The sequence below is a fragment of the Caulobacter sp. 17J80-11 genome (assembly GCF_014349105.1).
Lineage (GTDB): Bacteria > Pseudomonadota > Alphaproteobacteria > Caulobacterales > Caulobacteraceae > 17J80-11.
On sequence record NZ_JACSJI010000010.1, the window covers coordinates 1 to 18,467 of the forward strand.

Sequence of the window (18,467 nt, forward strand, 5' to 3'; positions counted from 1 at the left end):
GGCCTGGGCGGCCTGGGCCCGGGCGGCGGCTTCCGCCTCGGCCTGGGCGCGGGCGGCCGACTGGGCCGCCAGGTCCGAGGCCTTGCCGTTCAGGCTGGACAGGGCGGTCTTCAGCGTCTCCAGCGTGCCGTAGGACTCGCCGTTCAGGAACACGTCGAACACCAGCGGGTCGGAGACGTCGACCGAGGCGGCCAGGCCGCGCGGGGCGCGATAGGCCTCGCCGGCGGCCAGCTGGCGGGCGAAATAGATGGTGCCGTCGGCCCCGGAGACGACCAGGGTCGCCGCCTTGCGGGCCTGCAGGATCACGCTCGAGGACTGCGGCGCGACGCCGTAGACCGCGCCCTTCGGGTTGAAGGCGGCGCGCACCGGGACGGTCGGGGCGGCGGTCAGGGCCGCGGCCTGGGCGGCGGCGTCGGCGCCGGCTTCGGCCAGCTCGTTCTCCAGGCCCGGGGTGACGTAGGCGACCGGCACGGTCTGGTCGGCCGGGGCCGGACGCGGCGCGCCGATGGTCATGCGGCCGCCGGGCACGGCGCCGAGCGACCAGCCTTCCGGCGTGTCGCTAAGGGCGGAGGGCGAGGCGTGCTGGGCGTTGACGGCGCGCTGGACCACGTTCCAGGCGACGACGGCGCAGATCACCACGCCGGCCACGGCGAACAGGGCGGGCGAGCGTTTCTTGACGTCGTCCAGCTCCGAACCGACCGGCGCCTGCAGCGGCGTCGTGTAGTCCGGGGATTCCTTCTTGTAGAGGTCGGCCGCGGTCTCTTCGTCGAGGCCGAGCGCCTTGGCGTAGGAGCGCACGTAGCCGACCACGAACGGCCGCGAGGGCAGCTGGTCGTAGGCGCCCTGCTCCAGCGCGGACAGATATTCGCGGCGCACGCGGGTGGCTTCCGCCAGCTGCTGCAGCGAACGTCCGGAGGCTTCGCGGGCTTGCTTGAGGCCCTCGCCCAGGGAGGCGGCTTCGGTCAGCGACACAGGTTCGAACGAATCCCAGGCCGGCGAGTGATAGGTCTCGGTCACCGATCCGGAATCCAGCGGAGTCATCGCTTCCGGTCCCCCCTCGGCGCCACGAGCACCGTCCGTGGGACGGTCTCCCTCACCCGTAGGCGCTTTCATAAACAGGCTCTGTGGATAAACCATAGCCGTCTGTTAAAATCAACGTTTCGTTAGTGATTCTTCAGACGGCCACATTCAATTTTCGGACCAGGGACTCGATCTCGGTTCGAACCGATCCTGACGAACTCGCTAGAAGATTCGTGACGCCCCGGCGAGCGGCCTCGCGGTCGCAGGACAGGATCATCCGCTTCACCGGGCCGATGCCGGCCGGCGGCATCGAAAGCCGCGTAAAGCCAAGCGCCACAAGGACGAAGGCCTCCAGCGGACGGCCCGCCAGCTCGCCGCAGACCGACACCGGCGTGCCGGTTTCGGACGCCGCCTTCTGGATTGCGGCGAGAGCGCGCAGGGCCGGCGGCGACAGCGGGTCGTACCGATCTGACACAAGCGGGTTCGTGCGGTCGGCGGCGAACATGTACTGAATCAGGTCGTTCGTGCCGATCGAGACGAAATCGGTCAGCGGCAGCAGGGCGTCGAGGTGCCAGAGCAGCGAGGGGGCCTCGATCATGGCCCCGACGCGCAGCAGGGCCGGCAGCGGCCGGCCGCGGCGGCGCGCCCACTCGCACTCGACCTCGACCAGCTCCTGAGCGGCGCGGAATTCGTCGACCGTGGCCACCAGCGGGAACATGACGCGCAGCTCGCGCCCGTGGGCGGCGGCCAGCAGGGCGCGCAGCTGCAGGCGCAGCAGGGCGGGACGGTCCAGGCCCATGCGCACGGCCCGGCGGCCCAGCGCCGGGTTCTCCTCCCGCTCGGTCTCCAGGTAGGGCAGAACCTTGTCGCCGCCGAGATCCAGGGTGCGGAAGGTGACCGGCTTGCCGCCGGCGGCGTCCAGCACCTTCTCGTAGAGCGCGGTCTGGGCGTTCAGCCGGGGCAGCTCGTCGGAGACCATGAACTGGAACTCGGTGCGGAACAGGCCGATGCCCTCCGCGCCGGTGGCGTCCAGGTTCTCCAGGTCGACGGCCAGGCCCGCGTTCATCAAGAGGGTGACGCGCGCGCCGTCCTGGGTGACGGCCGGCGTGTCCTTCAGCCGTTCGAATTCGGCCCGGCGCTGGGCGCGCACGGCCATGCGGGCGGTGAAGGCCTCGACCATGTCGGCGCGCGGGCGCAGGTAGGCCTCGGCGGTCTCGCCGTCGACCAGCACCGGGTCGCCCTGCGAAAGCCGGTCGCGCAGGCCCGACAGGCGGCCCACGCAGGGGATCTGCAGGGCGCGGGCGACGATGGCCGCGTGGCTGGCGGCGGAGCCCTCTTCCAGCAGCAGGCCGCGCAGCTTCTCGCGCGGGTATTCCAGAAGGTCGGCCGGCCCGAGGTTGCGGGCGACCAGGATCATGTCGTCGGGCAGCTCGCGCTGGCCGGGGGTTTCGCCGGCCAGGACCCGCAGCAGGCGGTTGGCCAGGTCCTCCAGGTCGTGCAGGCGCTCGCGCAGATAGGGGTCGCGGGCCTGGGCGAAACGGGCGCGGTGCTCGTTGCGCACCCGCTCGACCGCCGCCTCCGAGGTCAGGCCGGAGCGCACGGCGTCCTCGAGGCTGCGGTTCCAGCCGCGGTCCTCGGCGAACATGCGGTAGGTCTCGAGCACCTCGTAGGAGGGGCCGGCCAGGCCGTGCTGGCCTTCCAGCATCTCGTCGATGTGCGAGCGCATGGCGGCCAGCGCCTGCTTGAGGCGGCCTTCCTCGGCCACGGTGTCGTCGGCCAGCAGGCGCTCGGGCGCGACCGGGGCCTCGTGCAGCACCACCCGGCCCATGGCCAGGCCGTCGGCCAGCTTGTGCCCCCGCAGCCGCTCGGGCCGGTGCGGGGCGAGCTCGACGTCCTTCAGCTCGGCGATGCCGACGAGCTCGCCGGAGGCGACCATCTCGGCCACCACCATGGCGATGGTCTCGAGGTCCTCGACCTCGTCCTGGTCGTAGACCCGCGCGGCGCGGTTCTGGACGATCAGCACGCCGATGGTGCGGCCGCCACGCAGCAGCGGCACGCCCAGGAAGGAATGGAACGGGTCTTCGCCGGTTTCCGGGCGGTAGGAGAAGCTCGGATGGGTGGGCGCGTCGGACAGGTTCAGCGGCGTGGCCGAACGGGCGACCTCGCCGACCAGGCCCTCGCCGGGGCGCAGCCGGGTCTTGTGGACGGCGTCGGGGTTCAGGCCCTCGGTGGCGAACAGCTCCATCTCGCCGGAGGCCCGGCGCAGATAGATCGAGCACACCTCGGCCACCATGGACCGGGCGATGATGGAAACAGTCCGGTCGAGACGCTGCTGGGCGGGCCCGCCGCCCGCCATCACTTCCCTGATCTGACGAAGGAGGCTTCTCGGTCCTCTCGCCGCCAGCCCTCCCTTCATCATCGTGGGACGCCCTCCTCGCGTCTGGAAACCTAAGCGGTTTTCCTAGACCTGTTCCAGTCCGTAAGCGGCGTGAAGCGCGCGAACCGCCAATTCCGTGTAGGCCGCGTCGATCAGCACGCTGATCTTGATCTCGGACGTCGAGATCGCCTGGATCTTGATGCCCTTGTCGGCCAGGGCCTTGAACATGGCCTGGGCGACGCCGGCGTGGGAGCGCATGCCCACGCCGACCACGGAGATCTTGGCCACGTCCTCGTCGGCGCGGACCTCCTCGAAGCCGATCTCGGCCTGGTTGGCCTTCATGATCTCGACGGCGCGGGCGGCGTCGCGGCGGCCCACGGTGAAGATCATGTTGGTGGTGTCGGCGGTGCGCGCCTGCGACTGGACGATCATGTCCACGTTGACGTTGGCGTCGGCCAGCTTGGTGAAGATGGTCGCCGGCACGCCGGTCTGGTCTGGCAGGCCCAGCAGGGTCACCTTGGCCTCGTCACGGCTGTAGGCCACGCCGCTCACGATCCGCTTTTCCACGATCTCTTCCTCGTCGCACACCAGGGTGCCCGAATTGTCCGCCGCGCCCGGCTCGGCGAAGGACGACAGCACGCGCACCGGCACCTTGTGGGCCATGGCGAGCTCGACCGAGCGGGTCTGCAGCACCTTGGCCCCGAGCGAGGCCATCTCCAGCATCTCCTCGTAGGAGATCTTCTCCAGCCGCCGGGCCTTGGCCTCGATGCGCGGGTCGGTCGTGTAGACGCCGTCGACGTCGGTGTAGATGTCGCAGCGCGACGCCTGCAGCGCCGCCGCCACCGCCACCGCGGAGGTGTCCGAGCCGCCGCGGCCGAGCGTGGTGATCTTGCCGTCGCGGGTGACGCCCTGGAACCCCGGGATGACGGCGATCTCGCCGGCGTCGACCGCCGCGCCCAGCTTCTCGGGCGGAATGTCCTCGATGCGGGCCTTGCCGTGGGCGTCGTCGGTGACGATCGGCACCTGCCAGCCCATCCACGAGCGCGCGTTCAGGCCCATGTTGCGCAGCGTCATGGCCAGCAGGCCGGCGGTGACCTGCTCGCCCGAGCCGACCACCACGTCGTATTCGTCGTCGGACATCGGCAGGCCCGAGGCGGCGGCGCCCGCGCCGTCGGTCCAGGCGACCAGCTCGTTGGTCTTGCCGGCCATGGCCGAGACCACCACGGCGACCTTCTTGCCCATGGCCGCCTCGGCGGCGACGATGCGGGCGGCGCGACGGATGCGTTCGAGGTCGGCCATCGACGTGCCCCCGAACTTCATCACCAACCGCGTCATTGAACAAAACCCCCGCACGTGTCCGGACTTGTCAGGACGCGCCTGCGCCGTCATGTCGGACACGGAAAATCGCGACCGCTTCTAGCGGCGGCGCGAAGGAGCCGCAATGCGCGATAGCACCGAACAGGCCCAGGGCTTCAGCGTCGACCCGGAAGAGGTCGCCCGCTTCTCGGCGCTGGCGGCGAAATGGTGGGACGCCAAGGGCGCGTTCGCGCCGCTGCACAAGTTCAATCCGGTGCGGCTGGGCTTCATCCGCGACCGCGCCTGCGCCCGCTTCGGGCGTGATCCGAGGACGCGCGAACCGTTCAAGGGCTTGAAGCTGCTCGACATCGGCTGCGGCGGCGGCCTGCTGTCCGAACCCATGCGGCGCATGGGCTTCGAGGTCACCGCGGTGGACGCCTCGGCCCGCAACATCGGCACGGCCAAGGCGCACGCCGAGCAGCAGGGCCTGGACATCGACTACCGCTGCGCCACGGCCGAGCAGCTGGCGGCCGAGGGCGCCGGCCCGTTCGACGTGGTGCTGAACATGGAGGTGGTCGAGCACACCGCCGACCCGCGCGGCTATCTGCGCGAGACCGCCGGCCTGATCGCCCCGGGCGGCATGATGATCGTCGCCACCCTGAACCGCACCGCGAAGGCCATGGCTCTGGCCGTGGTCGGGGCGGAGTACGTGCTGCGCTGGCTGCCGCGCGGCACCCACGACTGGAAGAAATTCCTGAAGCCTGAGGAAGTGCGCGAGTTTCTCGCCGGCGCGGGCGTGGAGGTCAGCGGCCCCTACGGCGTGGCCTACAACCCGCTGGCCGACAAGTGGTCGGAGTCCAACGACACGGCGGTGAACTACATGATGGTGGCGACCAAGCCGGGCGCCTAATCCGCCCGGCCGAGCGTCGGCAGGACCAGACCCGCGCGCGCCGCCCCGCTCGACAGCGCGCCGTCGGGATAGAGCGCGGCCAGGGCGCCGCGGTCGAGGCGGCCTTCCGCGCCAGCATAGAACGCCTCGAACGTGTCCGCTGGCGCGACCGTGCGCGCCAGCTCCTCGTGCACCAGGGCGAGGAAGGCCAGGGTGACGGTCTCGTTGTAGCGCTCGGGACGGCCGGCCCTGGCGACCAGCGCCTGCAGCCCGGCCCGCATCGCCAGGTACGCTTCGTGGAACGGCCGGCCCATGGGACCGAGCAGGGCCCAGGCGACCCGGACGTGGTCGGCGTGGCTGAAGCCCGCCGGGTCCAGCTCGCCGCATTCGAAGGCGGCGACCAGGGCGCGGTCGGCGTCGGTCATCACGGGATCAGCAGGGTCGAGCCGGAGGTCTCCGAAGCCTCCAGCGCGCGGTGGGCCGCCTCGGCCTCGACCAGGGGGCGCTCCGCCCCGATCCGCACCTTGACCGCCCCGGAGCGCACGACGTCGAACACCGCCGCGGCGCTGGCGTCGAGCTCCTCGGTCGTGGCGATGTAGTCGAACAGGGTCGGGCGGGTGAAGTAGACCGATCCAGCGCGCATCAAGGCCAGGGCGTCGACCGGCGGGACCGGGCCCGAGGCGTTGCCGAAAGCGACCAGCACGCCGCGCCGGCCCAGGCTGGCCAGCGACGCCTCGAAGGTGGCCTTGCCGACCCCGTCGTAGACCACCCGCACGCCGGCGCCGCCGGTGATCTCGCGCACGCGCGCGGCGACGTCCTCCACCTTGTGCAGGATCACGTAGGCGCAGCCGTCGGCCTGCGCCTGCGCGGCCTTGGCGGACGAGCCGACCGAACCGATCACCGTCGCGCCCAGGGCGTGGGCCCACTGCACCAGGATCGAGCCGACCCCGCCGGCCGCGGCGTGGACCAGCACGGCGTCTCCGGCCGCCACGGGCGCGCAGCGGCGCAGCAGGAACTCGGCGGTCATGCCCTTCAGCAGGACGGCCGCGGCGGTCCTGGCGGAGACGTCGTCGGGCAGGCGCACCGCCCGCCCCTCGGCCACCACGCGATACTCGGCGTAGGCCCCGAAGCCGCCGGCGTAGCCGACCCGGTCGCCGGGTCGGAAGCGGGTCACGCCCTCGCCCGCCGCCTCGACCACGCCCGCGCCCTCGCCGCCCAGCACGAGCGGCAGCTGCACAGGATAGAGACCGCTGCGGTGATAGGTGTCGATGTAGTTCAGCCCGACCGCCTCCTGGCGGACCAGGATCTCGCCCGGCCCGGGCGTCGGGACCGGCAGGTCGACGACCTGGAGCACCTCGGGTCCGCCGGTACGCTGGATCTGGACGGCCTTCATCGATCAGTCCTCCTCGGGCAGGCGCTGCAGCCGGCGCACCATGTAGCGGGCGTCTGGACCGTAGCTCTTCAGCTTGTCACGGATCGCCGGGGTCTCGCGCTCCTGGAAACCGAGCTTGCGCCAGAACGGGGCGGCTTCGTTGACGGCGACCAGGGCGACGGCGGGCCAGCGCGCAGCGGCGACTTCATGCAGCAGGCGCACGACCGCGCGCGCCGCGCGACCGCCGCCGCGGGCCTCCGGCGCCAGGGCCAGGTCGTGCAGGTAGATCAGGTCGGCGTCGGCCGGGATCGCGCCGAGGCGGGTGTTCAGCGGGGGGATCTGGTCCGCCCGCCACGGATAGGCGACCAGATAGCCCTGGGCCGGCTCGCCGAGGGCAAGACAGCCGTCCGGATACAGGCCAAGGCGTTCGGCGAACACCTCGCGGTCCTCGGGATGGTCGGGAAACGACACCCGCGCCACCTCGACGACCGCGTCGAGGTCGGCCTCGGTCATGCGCCGCCAGTCCGGCGCGGTGGTCATCAGTTCACCTTGGCCTTGGGAACGGGCGCGGCGGCCGGCGGCAGGGGCGCGACGTTGACGCCGGCCTCGGCCAGCTCGGCGACCTCCTTGGGCGTGGCCTCGCCGTAGATGCCGCGGTCCTCGGCCACGCCGTCCTTGATGGCCAGCGCCTCGCGGGCGAAGGCGTCGCCGACATAGTCGAAATTAGCCTCGACATGCTGGCGCACCTTGCCCATGGCCTCCATGACCAGGGTCTGGATCTGGGCGGCGCGCTCGGCCTTGAAGGCGGTCTTCTTGGTGCCCGAGACGGCCGGAGCCATGATCGCCTTGCGCACCTGGCGCGAGGCGCAGAACGGGCACTCCACCAGCCCGCGGGCGGCCTGGTCGTCGAAGTCCCCCGACGAGGCGAACCAGGCCTCGAAATCGTGGTCGTGCTCGCAGAGGAGCGCGTAACGGATCACGGACCGACAAACTCCCGATCGTGGGTCAGCTGCGGGATGGCCCGGCGCGCCTTGTCCACGAGACTGAAATCCAGCGTCGCGCGCAGCACGCCCGGCGCGTCGCCCTCGGCCCGGGCCAGCACCTCGCCCCACGGCGAGATCACCACGCTGCGGCCCCAGGTCTTGCGCCCGTCCTCGTGTTCGCCGCCCTGGGCGGGGGCCAGCACGAAGGCGCCGGTCTCGATGGCGCGGGCGCGCAGCATCACCTCCCAGTGGGCCTCGCCGGTCGGGCGGGTGAAGGCGGCCGGCACGGCGATCATCGACGCGCCGGCCCGGGCCAGCGCCCGGTACAGGTGCGGGAAGCGCACGTCGTAGCAGATGCTCAGCCCCAGCCCGCCCCAGGGCGTCTCGGCCACCGTCGCCTGCGCGCCGGGGCGGATGCTTTCGGACTCGCGGTGGCGCTCGCCGGTCGGCAGGTCGACGTCGAAGACGTGCAGCTTGTCGTAGGTCGCCTTCACCGTCCCGTCCGGCCCGACCAGGATCGAACGGTTGGCGGCGCGCGGATCGGCCGGATCGCCGGTCTTCACGATGGCCGAGCCGATCAGCAGCCAGATCCCGAGCTCGGCGGCCAGAGCGCGGAGGCCGTTGACCACCGGGTCGGCGTCCTGGTCCTGGATCACGGCCAGACGGCGGTCGCGGCGCTGCTCGAGGATGTTGGTCCCCTCGGGCGTCAGCACCAGCTTCGCCCCGCCGGCCGCGGCCTCGCGCACCAGCGGCTCGACCTGCGCCCACGCGCTGGCGTGGTCGGCGGGGGTGTTGAGCTGGACGAGGGCGACGTCGAGGGTTTCGGCCATGGACTTACGGTCTGCAAAGGTCGGTCGAGCTTGAGCCCGACCGACGTCCAGGCGTCAAGCGGCGAGCAGGCGGTCCAGTTCGCCGCGGCGCTCCAACTCGTGCAGGTCGTCGCAACCGCCCACGTGCTGCTCGCCGATGAAGATCTGCGGATAGGTCATGCGGCCCGACCGGCGGATCATCTCTTCACGCATCTCCGGATCGACGGAGGCCACGATCTCCTCGTAGGCGACGCCTTTGCGCTGAAGCAGGGCCTGGGCGCGGACGCAATACGGGCAGGACGGCTTGGTGTAGATCACGACAGGGGGCACGAAAAACTCCGCTCAGGCCACCGAAAGCTCACGGTCATATAGAAACGTCGCCGCGCTCGCGCACCCGCGACACGACGCCTAGGTCCACCGCCCGCGCGCCGGCCTTCAGCAAGGCTCTGGCGCAGGCCTCGGCGGTCGCGCCGGTGGTCATGACGTCGTCGATCAATAGAACGCGCCGGCCCTTCACCCGCTTCGCGCCGGCGGGCGGAACGTCGAAAGCGCCGGCCACGTTGCGGCGGCGCCCCGAGCCGGACTTGCCGCCCTGGCTGTCGGTTCGACGGCCGCGAACCAGCACGTCGGGCAGGTATTCCAGCCCGGCCCGCTTCGCCAGCGGCCGGGCGATCTCGGCCGCCTGGTTGTAGCGGCGCTTGAGCAGGCGCAAGGGGTGCAGCGGCACCGGCACGATCGCGTCGGCGTCGGCCACCAGGTCTGCGGCCGAGCGGCCGAGCCAGGCGGCGAACAGGCCGGCGAGCTCGGTGCGGTCGCCATGCTTGAACTGCAGGATCAGGTCGCGCGAGTGCTCGTCGTAGAGGCAGGCGGCACGGGCGCGAGCGAAGGCGAAGGGCCGCGCCTGGCAGCCGGCGCAGCGCGCGCCCAGGTCATATTCGAACGGGATCCCACAGCCGTCGCAGACCGGCGCGTCGAGGAAGACCACCTTCGACCAGGCCTCGGCCGAGAGGCCGGCGACCTGCGGAAACCGGCCGCCGTCGAAGGCCTGGGGCGGAAAAAGCGCGTCGACGCAGCGGCGGACGGCCTCGCGCACGCGCGCGCCGGGTTTGACGAAATCGAGAAGCGCCCCATGTTCGCGGCGTCTCAAGTTCGAAACCATGTCCGGCCCGCCCCTCCTCTTCGATCGTACCCTGCATCGCCGCCGCCTCGACCGGGCCGCGCGCGCTTACGCCGACGCCGACTTCCTCAAGGTGCGGGCCGCGACCGACGCGGTCGAACGCCTGGAAGCCATAATGCGCAGCTTCCCGCTGGCCGTCGACCTCGGCGCGCGCGACGGAACCTTCGCGCGCCTTCTGGCCGACAGCCCGGCGCGCGAGCGGGTCGGGGCGCTGATCGAGGCCGACCTGTCGGCCGCCATGCTGGCGAACCGGCCCGGCCCGCGCGTGGTCGTCGACGAGGAGCGCCTGCCGTTCGCGCCGGAGAGCCTGGACCTGGTGGTCTCGACGCTCGCCCTGCACTGGACCAACGACCTGCCCGGCGCCCTGGTGCAGATCCGCCGGGCGCTGAAGCCGGACGGCCTGTTCATGGGCGCCTTCTTCGGCGGCCTGACCCTGACCGAGCTTCGCCAGGCGCTTCTCCAGGCGGAAGACGAAGTGACCGGCGGCGCGGGCCCGCGGGTGTCTCCGTTCGCCGACGCCTTCGACGCCGCGGGCCTGTTGCAGCGCGCGGGCTTCGCCCTACCGGTGAGCGACGTGGACCGGGTGACGGTGCGCTATTCGCATCCGCTGAAACTGCTGGCCGACCTGCGGGCCATGGGCGAGGCCAACGTGCTGCTCGACCGGCCTAAGCGGCCGCTGAGCCGCGCCGTCCTCGCGCGCGCGTGCGAGATCTATATCGAACGGTTCGCCGAGGCCGACGGGCGCGTGCCCGCGACCTTCGAAATCGTCACGGCGACGGGCTGGGCGCCGCACGAAAGCCAGCAGAAGCCTTTGAAGCCGGGCTCGGCCAAGGTGCGCCTGGCCGACGCCCTGCACGCGGTGGAGCACAAGGCCGGCGACCGGGCGCGATAGCCGAAAGTGGACGCCGGATTCGGCGGCCGTCGCGCTCTACTTGATGGCGGCCACGATGGCGTCGCTGGCCGACTGGAAGATGTCGACCGCGCGGGTGGTGAACAGCTGCACAGCGCCGAGGATGGCGAGGAACATCAGGCCCAGGATCAGGCCGTACTCGATGGCCGTCGCCCCGCGCTCGTTCTTCAGGAACCGCTTCAGCACACGCACTCGCGCCATGATCGCCCCCTCAGAGAAAGTCGCGCAGATACGCGACCAACGGCTCGTCGGCCGGGGGCATGGGGTAGTCGGTCAGGCGGTTCGGCTTCACCCAGGCGAGCGCTGAGTGCCACCGGGCCTGGACCACGCCCTCCCATCGACGGCACAGCCAAAGTGGCATCAGAAGGTGAAACGTTTCGTAAGAAAAAGAGCTAAAAACGAAGGGCGCGAGACAGGCTTCTTTGACCTGAATCCCAAGCTCCTCTTCGAGTTCGCGTATTAACGCTTTCTCCGGAGTTTCACCCGGTTCGACCTTGCCGCCGGGGAATTCCCACGTGCCCGCCAGCTGCTTGCCCTCGGGCCGCTGGCCGATCAGCACGCGGCCGTCGACGTCCACCAGGGCGGCCGCCGCGACCAGCACCATGGGCTTGGTCACGACCGGTAGTCCCCGTTGATCTCGACGTAGCGCTTGGTCAGGTCGCAGGTCCACACGGTGGCGGCGCCGCGGCCGACGCCGACGTCGACCGAGACTTCCAGCTCGGGCCGCTTCATGTAGGCGCTCATCTTCGCCTCGTCGTAGGTCGGCGAAACCGCGCCCTCATGGGCGGCGACCAGGTCGCCGAACTTCACCGACAGGTGGTCGCGGTCGATCGGCTCCTCGGTCTTGCCGACGGCCATGACGATGCGGCCCCAGTTGGCGTCCTCGCCGGCGAAGGCGGTCTTCACCAGCGGGCTTTCGCAGATCGACTTGGCGATGCGGCGGGCCGAGTGCGGCGACTGGGCGCCGGTGACCGTCACCTTGACGAACTTGGTCGCGCCCTCGCCGTCGCGGACCAGCTGCCAGGCGAGGTCGAGCATCACCGCCTCCAGCTTCTCGCGGAAGTCGGCCAGGCGGCGGTCGCCGGCGCGCGAGATGCGCGGCGCGCCCGAAGCGCCGGTGGCGAACATCAGGCAGGTGTCGTTGGTCGAGGTGTCGCCGTCGACCGTGACGCTGTTGAAGGTGGTGCGGACGTTGACGCCCAGCAGGGTGCGCAGCACCGCCGGCGACAGGTTGGCGTCGGTGGCGATGAAGGCCAGCATGGTCGCCATGTCCGGCGCGATCATGCCCGAGCCCTTGGCGATCCCGGCGATGCGCACGACGTGGCCGTCGATCTCGGCGGTGGCGTAGGCCCCCTTCGGGAAGGTGTCGGTGGTCATGATCGCCCGGCCGGCGGCGGCCCAGGCGTCGGCGCTCAGACGGCCTTCGACCTCCGGCAGTCGGGCGGCGATCTTGCCGTCGTCCAGCACCACGCCGATCACGCCGGTCGAGGCGAGCATGACGTCGCGCTGGCGGCAGTCGAAGCGCTTGGCCACCGCAGAAGCGGTGCGGCGGGCGGCGTCGGCCCCCGGCTTGCCGGTGAAGGCGTTGGCGCAGCCGGCGTTGACCACCAGGGCGCGCACGCCGTCGCCGCCGGTGGCTTCCAGCTGGCGCTTGCACCAGTCGACCGGGGCCGAGCCCACCGTGTGACGGGTGAACACGCCGGCGCAGGACGCGCCCTCGGGGAAGTGGAAGACCACCAGGTCTTCGCGCTCGTGCTTGTAGAAACCGGCCCGGCCGGTCGCGATCTCCACGCCGGCGATCGGCGGGATGACCGGGAACGGCACGGCCAGCGGCGACACCTGCAGGCCGGGCTTGCCGGGCGCCGCGGCCGGCGCCGCCGGGGCGGGCTCGGTCTCGAACTGGCGCGTGTCGCGGTCCGCTCGTTTAAGGGCCGCGCTCTTCCAGGCGGCCTTCAACGGGTCGATGGCCTTCTCGAGGGTCTGGCCGACCAGGTCGACCGGGGTGGCGCCAGGCTTCTTAGACGAGGGAACTCTACTCAACGGGCCGCCTCCTTGGCGGGAACTTTGGCGGGAGCCGGCGTGACGCCGGCGGTAGCGGCCTTGGCGGCCGGGGCGGTCGTGGCGGGGGCGGCCGGCCCGGTCTGGGGCGCGGTCTGGGGCGCGGTCTGGGGCGCGGCGGCGGCCGGAGCGGCGGCGGCGCGCGGGGCCGAGGCCGGTTCGCGCGGCGCGCCCGGCACGGACAGCGGGTCGCCCTTGATCAGCACCTGCACCTTGGCGCCGCCGCGCAGCTTTTCGAGCAGCTGGCGGACTTCGTCGTAGGTCAGGAAGCGCAGGATCTGCGGCCGCGCGTCCTCGATCGACAGCGGCTCTTCCTGGCGGCGGTCCTCGACCCGCAGGATGGCCCAGCCGCCGTCGGTCTGGAACGGCCCGACCGTCTCGCCGGCCTTGGCCGTCTTCAGCGCCACGGCGTAGGCGTCGGGCATGACGTCGGTGGTGAAATAGCCCAGGTCGCCGCCGTTGAAGCGGGTCGCCTGGTCGATCGAGCGCTCCATGGCCAGGGCCTCGAACGAGGCGCCGTTGGCCAGCAGGTTGCCCACGGCCTCCGCCTCGGCCTGGCTCTTCAGCAGGATCAGGCGGGCGCGGATCTCCTCCGACTGCTTGGCCAGGCGGCGCTGCTCCTCGTAGAGGGCGCGCACGGCGTTCTCGTTGATGGCGGCGTCGACCGTGTTCTCGACCAGCATGTCGCCGAGGATGCGCTCGCGCGCGGCGGCCAGGCGGCGCTGGGCGACCGGGCTGTCGTCCAGCCCCCGGCGCTCGGCCTCGCGGGCCAGCAGCTTCTGATCGATCACCTCGTCCAGCACGCGGCGGAACAGGTCGGAGGTGGTGTCGAGCGGCTCGCCTTCGCCGATCAGGCCCTGGGCGACGGCTTCGCGCTTCACGTCGGAGGCCCAGATGGTCTGGCCCTCGACCCGGGCGGCGGCGACGTCGCCGGCTTCGGGCGGATGTTCCGTGGCCCCGCGGTCGCCGCAGGCGGCGAGCGCCAGGGCGAAGGCGAGGCTGAGAACCGCTAGGCCGGTGCGGGCGCGATCGAGGCTCATGGGCGTCTTCCCCCGAAGAAGTCCTTTAGCAAAAACCCGTCGCGTTGACAGGACTTAGGGCGCTGCTTAAGTCTCGCGCGCGCGTTAGTCGAGGAGTTTTCGACGCTCCGCGGGCCCCGCCGCGCGTCTCGAGACTTCACTGTCTCGTCGACGTCCCCATCATATATAGAGCGTATCGCTCGCCCACCGTCCGGATCGTTCATGCTCGGCCTCGCCAAGAAGATTTTCGGCTCCTCCAACGACCGCAAGGTTAAGATCGCGACGCAGCGCGTGTCGAAGATCAACGCGCTGGAGCCCCGCTACCAGGCCATGAGCGACGAGGAGCTGCGCGCCCAGACGCAGATCTTCAAGGATCGCCTGGCCAAGGGCGAGACCCTGGACAAGGTGCTCGAGGAAGCCTTCGCCGTGGTGCGCGAGGCGGCCAAGCGGGTGCTGGGCCAGCGCCACTACGACGTGCAGCTGGTCGGCGGCATGGTCATCCACGAGGGCGGCATCTCGGAAATGCGCACCGGCGAGGGCAAGACGCTGGTGGCCACCGCGCCGACCTACCTGAACGCCCTGACCGGCAAGGGCGTGCACGTCATCACCGTCAACGACTACCTCGCCCGCCGCGACGCTGAATGGATGGGCCAGGTCTACCGCTTCCTCGGCCTGTCGACCGGGGTGATCGTCCACGGGCTGAGCCAGGGCCAGCGCCAGGCCGCCTACCAGTCGGACATCACCTACGGCACCAACAACGAATTCGGCTTCGACTACCTGCGCGACAACCTGGTCTACGACGTGCGCGAGATGGTGCAGCGCGGCCATAACTTCGCGATCGTCGACGAGGTCGACTCCATCCTGGTCGACGAAGCCCGCACGCCGCTGATCATCTCCGGCCCGACCGAAGACCGCTCGGACTTCTACCGGACCATCGACCTGGTCGTTAAGGAGATGATCCAGGACAAGTCGACCTACGAGCTGGACGAGAAGCAGCGCCAGGCGCTGCTGTCGGAGTACGGCTCGGAGAAGGTCGAGGAGATGCTGGCCGCGTCCGGCCACCTGGCCGAGGATTCGGCGGGCCTGTACGACCCGGCCAACATCAGCGTGGTCCACCACGTGAACCAGGCCCTGCGCGCCAACACCCTGTACACGCGCGACAAGGACTACATCATCAAGGGCGGCGAGATCGTCCTGATCGACGAGTTCACCGGCCGCATGATGGTCGGCCGCCGCCTGTCGGAAGGCCTGCACCAAGCCATCGAGGCCAAGGAAGGCGTCCAGGTCCAGCCCGAGAACCAGACCCTGGCCTCGGTGACCATCCAGAATTACTTCCGCCTCTACTCCAAGCTGTCGGGCATGACCGGCACGGCCTCGACCGAGGCCGGCGAGTTCATGGACATCTACAAGATGGACGTGATGGAGATCCCGACCAACCGCCCGATCCAGCGCATCGACGAGGACGACGAGGTCTACCGCTCGGAGCGCGAGAAGAACGCGGCGATCGTCAAGCAGATCGAGGATTGCCACCGCCGCGGCCAGCCGATCCTGGTCGGCACCGTGTCGATCGAAAAGTCGGAAGAGCTGTCCAAGCTGCTCGCCGCCCACAAGTTCGAGATCGACGGCAAGACCGTCGACGGCGTCCCGCACGCGGTGCTGAACGCCCGCTATCACGAGCAGGAAGCCTTCATCGTGGCCGAAGCCGGCGTGCCCGGCGCGGTGACCATCGCCACCAACATGGCGGGCCGCGGCACCGACATTCAGCTCGGCGGCAACCTCGACATGAAGATGCAGCGCTGGCGGCTGGAGCAGCGCGGCATGGGCGTCGAGGTGACGCCGGAAGCCGACGCCGCCCAGCAGAAGGCGTTCGAAGCCGAGATCGCCGAGAAGCGGGCCGCGGCGCTGGCCGCCGGCGGCCTCTACGTGCTGGGCACCGAGCGCCACGAAAGCCGCCGCATCGACAACCAGCTGCGCGGCCGCACCGGCCGTCAGGGCGACCCGGGCAAGTCGAAGTTCTACCTGTCGACCGAGGACGACCTGCTGCGCATCTTCGCCGGCGAGCGCCTCGAAGGCATCATGCGCACCTTCGGCGTCCAGGAAGGCGAGGCGATCACCCACAAGTGGCTGAACTCGGCCATCGCCACCGCCCAGCGCCGCGTCGAGCAGCGCAACTTCGAGATCCGCAAGAACCTGCTGAAGTACGACGACGTCATCAACGACCAGCGCAAGGCCGTGTTCGAGCAGCGCCAGGAGTTCATGGAGTCGGAAGACCTGTCGGACCTGGTCGCGGAATTCCGCCGCGACTCGATCAGCGACCTGGTCGAGCGCCACATGCCGCCCAAGGCCTACGCCGAGCAGTGGGACGTCGCGGGCCTGACCGAACGCGTCCAGAACGTGCTCGGCCTGGACCTGCCGATCGCCGACTGGGCCGCCGAGGAAGGCGTCTCCAACGAGGAGATCGAGCAGCGCATCGTCGAGGCGGCGGACGCGCGCGCGGCCGAGCGCCTGCAGATGGTCGGCCCCGAGCAGATGCGCGGGATCGAGAAGAACTTCCTGCTGCAGATGATCGACATGCAGTGGCGCGAGCACCTGACCCACCTCGACCACCTGCGCGCGGTGATCGGCCTGCGCGGCTACGGCCAGCGCGACCCGCTGAACGAGTACAAGACCGAGGCCTTCTCGCTGTTCGAGCACCTGCTGGCCGACCTGCGCCAGAACGTGACCCGCTGGCTGATGACGGTGGAGTTCCGTTACGAGCAGCCGCCCGAACTCGAGACCCCGATGTTCGAGGAGGTCCACCTCAACCCGCTGACCGGCGAGAACGAGATGGCCAACCCGGCCGCCCAGATGCCGGAAGGCCAGCTGCCGCCGGAACGCCGCGCCAGCCTGCCGTTCGAACTGATGCCGGAAGGCTGGCAGGAAACCGCCCGCAACGCGCCGTGCCCCTGCGGCTCGGGCAAGAAGTTCAAGCACTGCCACGGCGCGCTGGTCTGATCCGGCGTCGCCCCGGACAAACTGACGATGGCCCGGTCGGCGACGGCCGGGCCTTTTCATTTCTGGGCGTGCTCGGCGCAAGAGAAAGCCCCTTTTCGCGCTCTTCCTCCCGTGGCAAAGCACGGCCGTTTCAACCTGCGCGGGGGCGTGTTCATGCAACGGATGATGGCTGCGGCGCTCGGCCTCGCGCTGGCGCTGGTCGCCGGCGCGGCGGCGGCGCAACCCTACGGGCAATTCCTCTCGTCGCCGATGCTGATCGAGCAGATTCCCGTTCCGGCAGGCGAACTTCTGGTCAAGCGCGACGACGTCTTCGCCCGACGCCCGATGCGGAGCATCCGCGCCGCTCGCCTGGACGAAGCGGCCCCCGCCGCCAAGGGCATGATGTTCGGCGCCGCGCGCGGCGCGGTCATTCCCGCCGGCACGCAGCTGTTCGGAGTCGAGGTGGCCGGGACCTGGGTCTACTGCGCCGTCTCCGAGGCGCGAAGCTGGTTGACGGTCGATGAGACGTCCTGCTTCGGCGACGCCGACGGCGACGGTCGCTTTGATGAAGTGCGCGCCTCGGGCACGCCCTACCGCGGCGTCCCGCTGTTGGTCCTCGTCCCCGGCGCTCCGCAGCCGCTCGCCCAGCCGGCGAAGTACACGGTGACGACCGCCGCCGAAGGGCCGTCGGTCGACCTCGCCATCGCCTGGCAACCGTCCTGGATCAAACCGAAGCGCGACGGCAAGACGATCATCGGAGGAGCCTACCTCTCCCGCAGCGTACCTCTAGACGGCAAGAAAAAGGCCGGGCTGGCCGGCGACTATAAGGAAGTCACCTTCGGCGAACTGCCCCAGACCGTGGAGTTCGACGGGGTCACGCTTGAAATTCTGGGCGTAACGCCGCGCAAGGAGCTTCGCTACCGTATCCTCGCGGTCGAGCCGACCCACGAAGAGCGCGTGAGGATGCCCAACTTCCCGCCGCCGACCACGATTTACGTCTACTACTGACCCCGACTGAGGCGCCGGCTCGCGTCCGGGCGCCGCCGGCCGCCACACCGCCAAATCGAAATAGGCCTGGCCGGCGACGGCCAGGCCCTTTTTTCATGGCCGTTTCAAGCTTCACCGTTTGGTGAACGGTGACGGCTAACGCCCTTCGCAAATCTGCGTTATGCTCCGCCCACAAAACGACACAATTCGCCAAGGAGGCGATACCATGGGTTGGAAGCGTAAAGTCGCGGCGGCCGTCATGGCGGTCGGGTTCGGGCTGGCGGCGGGGGCGGTTCAAGCGGCTGCGCCTTCGGCCGGACAGTGCAAGAAGACCTGCACGGCCAGCTACCAAGCCTGCGTGAAAAAAGGCACCGAGGACGCCACCTGCCGCAAGGCGTGGCTGACCTGCAAAAACAAGTGCAACCCGGCGGCGGCGAAAACCACGCCGGCTCCGGCGCCCGCGCCGGCCGCGAAGAAGAGCTGATCGCGGTCAGAGCGCGTTCCGCAAAAGTGGTTCCGGTTTTGCGATCAGAACGCGCTCAGACGTTTAGCCGCTTGGGCCTGACCGCGGAGAAGGTTACCTACGGCGCGGTGTGA

At 70.4% G+C, this 18,467-nt stretch carries 19 protein-coding genes; 5 read left to right on the forward strand and 14 right to left on the reverse strand.

Annotated elements, in window-relative coordinates:
* From H8B08_RS11530 to H8B08_RS11540, 3 genes are all read right to left on the reverse strand, one after another.
* The coding region (locus H8B08_RS11530) for a RodZ family helix-turn-helix domain-containing protein (RefSeq protein WP_187450350.1) at positions 1-1,041 on the reverse strand (1,041 nt) is incomplete at its 3' end.
* Between the two features lie 133 nt (positions 1,042-1,174).
* Positions 1,175-3,439 carry a phosphoenolpyruvate--protein phosphotransferase gene (gene ptsP / locus H8B08_RS11535; RefSeq protein ID WP_187450351.1) on the reverse strand — a complete coding sequence of 755 codons (2,265 nt, stop codon included), beginning with the start codon at positions 3,437-3,439 and terminating at the stop codon, positions 1,175-1,177.
* A 42-nt stretch (positions 3,440-3,481) separates the two neighbouring features.
* A complete protein-coding gene (locus H8B08_RS11540; RefSeq protein ID WP_187450352.1) occupies positions 3,482-4,732 on the reverse strand; it encodes an aspartate kinase in 1,251 nt (416 codons plus the stop codon).
* A 106-nt stretch (positions 4,733-4,838) separates the two neighbouring features.
* On the opposite strand from H8B08_RS11540, the gene ubiG reads away from it, so the two are divergent.
* Positions 4,839-5,603 (forward strand): bifunctional 2-polyprenyl-6-hydroxyphenol methylase/3-demethylubiquinol 3-O-methyltransferase UbiG, encoded by a 765-nt coding sequence (gene ubiG / locus H8B08_RS11545; protein WP_187450353.1) that lies wholly within the window; start codon positions 4,839-4,841, stop codon positions 5,601-5,603.
* Here ubiG and H8B08_RS11550 read toward each other — a convergent pair.
* The 7 genes from H8B08_RS11550 to H8B08_RS11580 are packed head-to-tail and all read right to left on the reverse strand — an operon-like array spanning position 5,600 to position 9,893.
* Positions 5,600-6,007: a hypothetical protein gene (locus H8B08_RS11550; RefSeq protein ID WP_187450354.1), complete on the reverse strand. Its 408-nt coding sequence runs from the start codon at positions 6,005-6,007 to the stop codon at positions 5,600-5,602. The genes ubiG and H8B08_RS11550 overlap by 4 nt on opposite strands.
* Complete coding sequence (locus H8B08_RS11555; protein WP_187450355.1) at positions 6,007-6,975, reverse strand: quinone oxidoreductase; 969 nt, start codon at positions 6,973-6,975, stop codon at positions 6,007-6,009. The genes H8B08_RS11550 and H8B08_RS11555 overlap by 1 nt, the downstream gene beginning before the upstream one ends.
* Before the next feature lie 3 nt (positions 6,976-6,978).
* Positions 6,979-7,494 carry a GNAT family N-acetyltransferase gene (locus H8B08_RS11560; protein WP_255500797.1) on the reverse strand — a complete coding sequence of 172 codons (516 nt, stop codon included), beginning with the start codon at positions 7,492-7,494 and terminating at the stop codon, positions 6,979-6,981.
* Complete coding sequence (locus H8B08_RS11565; RefSeq protein WP_187450356.1) at positions 7,494-7,934, reverse strand: DUF1178 family protein; 441 nt, start codon at positions 7,932-7,934, stop codon at positions 7,494-7,496. Before H8B08_RS11565 ends, H8B08_RS11560 begins: the two co-directional genes overlap by 1 nt.
* On the reverse strand, positions 7,931-8,767 hold the full coding sequence (locus H8B08_RS11570; RefSeq protein WP_187450357.1) for a carbon-nitrogen hydrolase family protein: 837 nt from the start codon (positions 8,765-8,767) through the stop codon (positions 7,931-7,933). The genes H8B08_RS11565 and H8B08_RS11570 overlap by 4 nt, the downstream gene beginning before the upstream one ends.
* A gap of 54 nt (positions 8,768-8,821) precedes the next feature.
* Complete coding sequence (gene grxC / locus H8B08_RS11575; RefSeq protein WP_187450358.1) at positions 8,822-9,076, reverse strand: glutaredoxin 3; 255 nt, start codon at positions 9,074-9,076, stop codon at positions 8,822-8,824.
* Positions 9,077-9,110: 34 nt separating this feature from the next.
* Positions 9,111-9,893, reverse strand: a complete 783-nt coding sequence (locus tag H8B08_RS11580; RefSeq protein WP_255500798.1) for a ComF family protein — start codon at positions 9,891-9,893, stop codon at positions 9,111-9,113.
* Positions 9,894-9,903: 10 nt separating this feature from the next.
* Between H8B08_RS11580 and H8B08_RS11585 the strand changes: the two genes are divergently transcribed.
* A complete protein-coding gene (locus H8B08_RS11585; RefSeq protein WP_187450360.1) occupies positions 9,904-10,815 on the forward strand; it encodes a methyltransferase domain-containing protein in 912 nt (303 codons plus the stop codon).
* Positions 10,816-10,851: 36 nt separating this feature from the next.
* On the opposite strand, the gene H8B08_RS11590 is transcribed toward H8B08_RS11585, so the two are convergent.
* The 4 genes from H8B08_RS11590 to H8B08_RS11605 are packed head-to-tail and all read right to left on the reverse strand — an operon-like array spanning position 10,852 to position 13,931.
* The gene (locus tag H8B08_RS11590) at positions 10,852-11,034 is read right to left on the reverse strand and encodes a Flp family type IVb pilin (RefSeq protein WP_187450361.1); all 183 of its coding nucleotides are present in this window, start codon (positions 11,032-11,034) and stop codon (positions 10,852-10,854) included.
* Positions 11,035-11,044: 10 nt separating this feature from the next.
* Positions 11,045-11,449: an 8-oxo-dGTP diphosphatase MutT gene (mutT, locus tag H8B08_RS11595; protein WP_187450362.1), complete on the reverse strand. Its 405-nt coding sequence runs from the start codon at positions 11,447-11,449 to the stop codon at positions 11,045-11,047.
* A complete protein-coding gene (gene argJ / locus H8B08_RS11600) occupies positions 11,446-12,873 on the reverse strand; it encodes a bifunctional glutamate N-acetyltransferase/amino-acid acetyltransferase ArgJ (protein ID WP_187450363.1) in 1,428 nt (475 codons plus the stop codon). Before argJ ends, mutT begins: the two co-directional genes overlap by 4 nt.
* Complete coding sequence (locus H8B08_RS11605; RefSeq protein ID WP_187450364.1) at positions 12,870-13,931, reverse strand: peptidyl-prolyl cis-trans isomerase; 1,062 nt, start codon at positions 13,929-13,931, stop codon at positions 12,870-12,872. The genes argJ and H8B08_RS11605 overlap by 4 nt, the downstream gene beginning before the upstream one ends.
* Positions 13,932-14,132: 201 nt before the next feature.
* Here H8B08_RS11605 and secA point away from each other — a divergent pair, with 201 nt between their 5' ends.
* The 3 genes from secA (at position 14,133) to H8B08_RS11620 (ending at position 18,354) form a co-directional block, all read left to right on the forward strand.
* Positions 14,133-16,904, forward strand: a complete 2,772-nt coding sequence (gene secA, locus H8B08_RS11610) for a preprotein translocase subunit SecA (RefSeq protein WP_187450365.1) — start codon at positions 14,133-14,135, stop codon at positions 16,902-16,904.
* Between the two features lie 153 nt (positions 16,905-17,057).
* Positions 17,058-17,891: a hypothetical protein gene (locus H8B08_RS11615; RefSeq protein ID WP_187450366.1), complete on the forward strand. Its 834-nt coding sequence runs from the start codon at positions 17,058-17,060 to the stop codon at positions 17,889-17,891.
* 205 nt (positions 17,892-18,096) lie between these two features.
* Complete coding sequence (locus H8B08_RS11620; protein ID WP_187450367.1) at positions 18,097-18,354, forward strand: hypothetical protein; 258 nt, start codon at positions 18,097-18,099, stop codon at positions 18,352-18,354.
* Positions 18,355-18,467 lie beyond the last annotated feature (113 nt).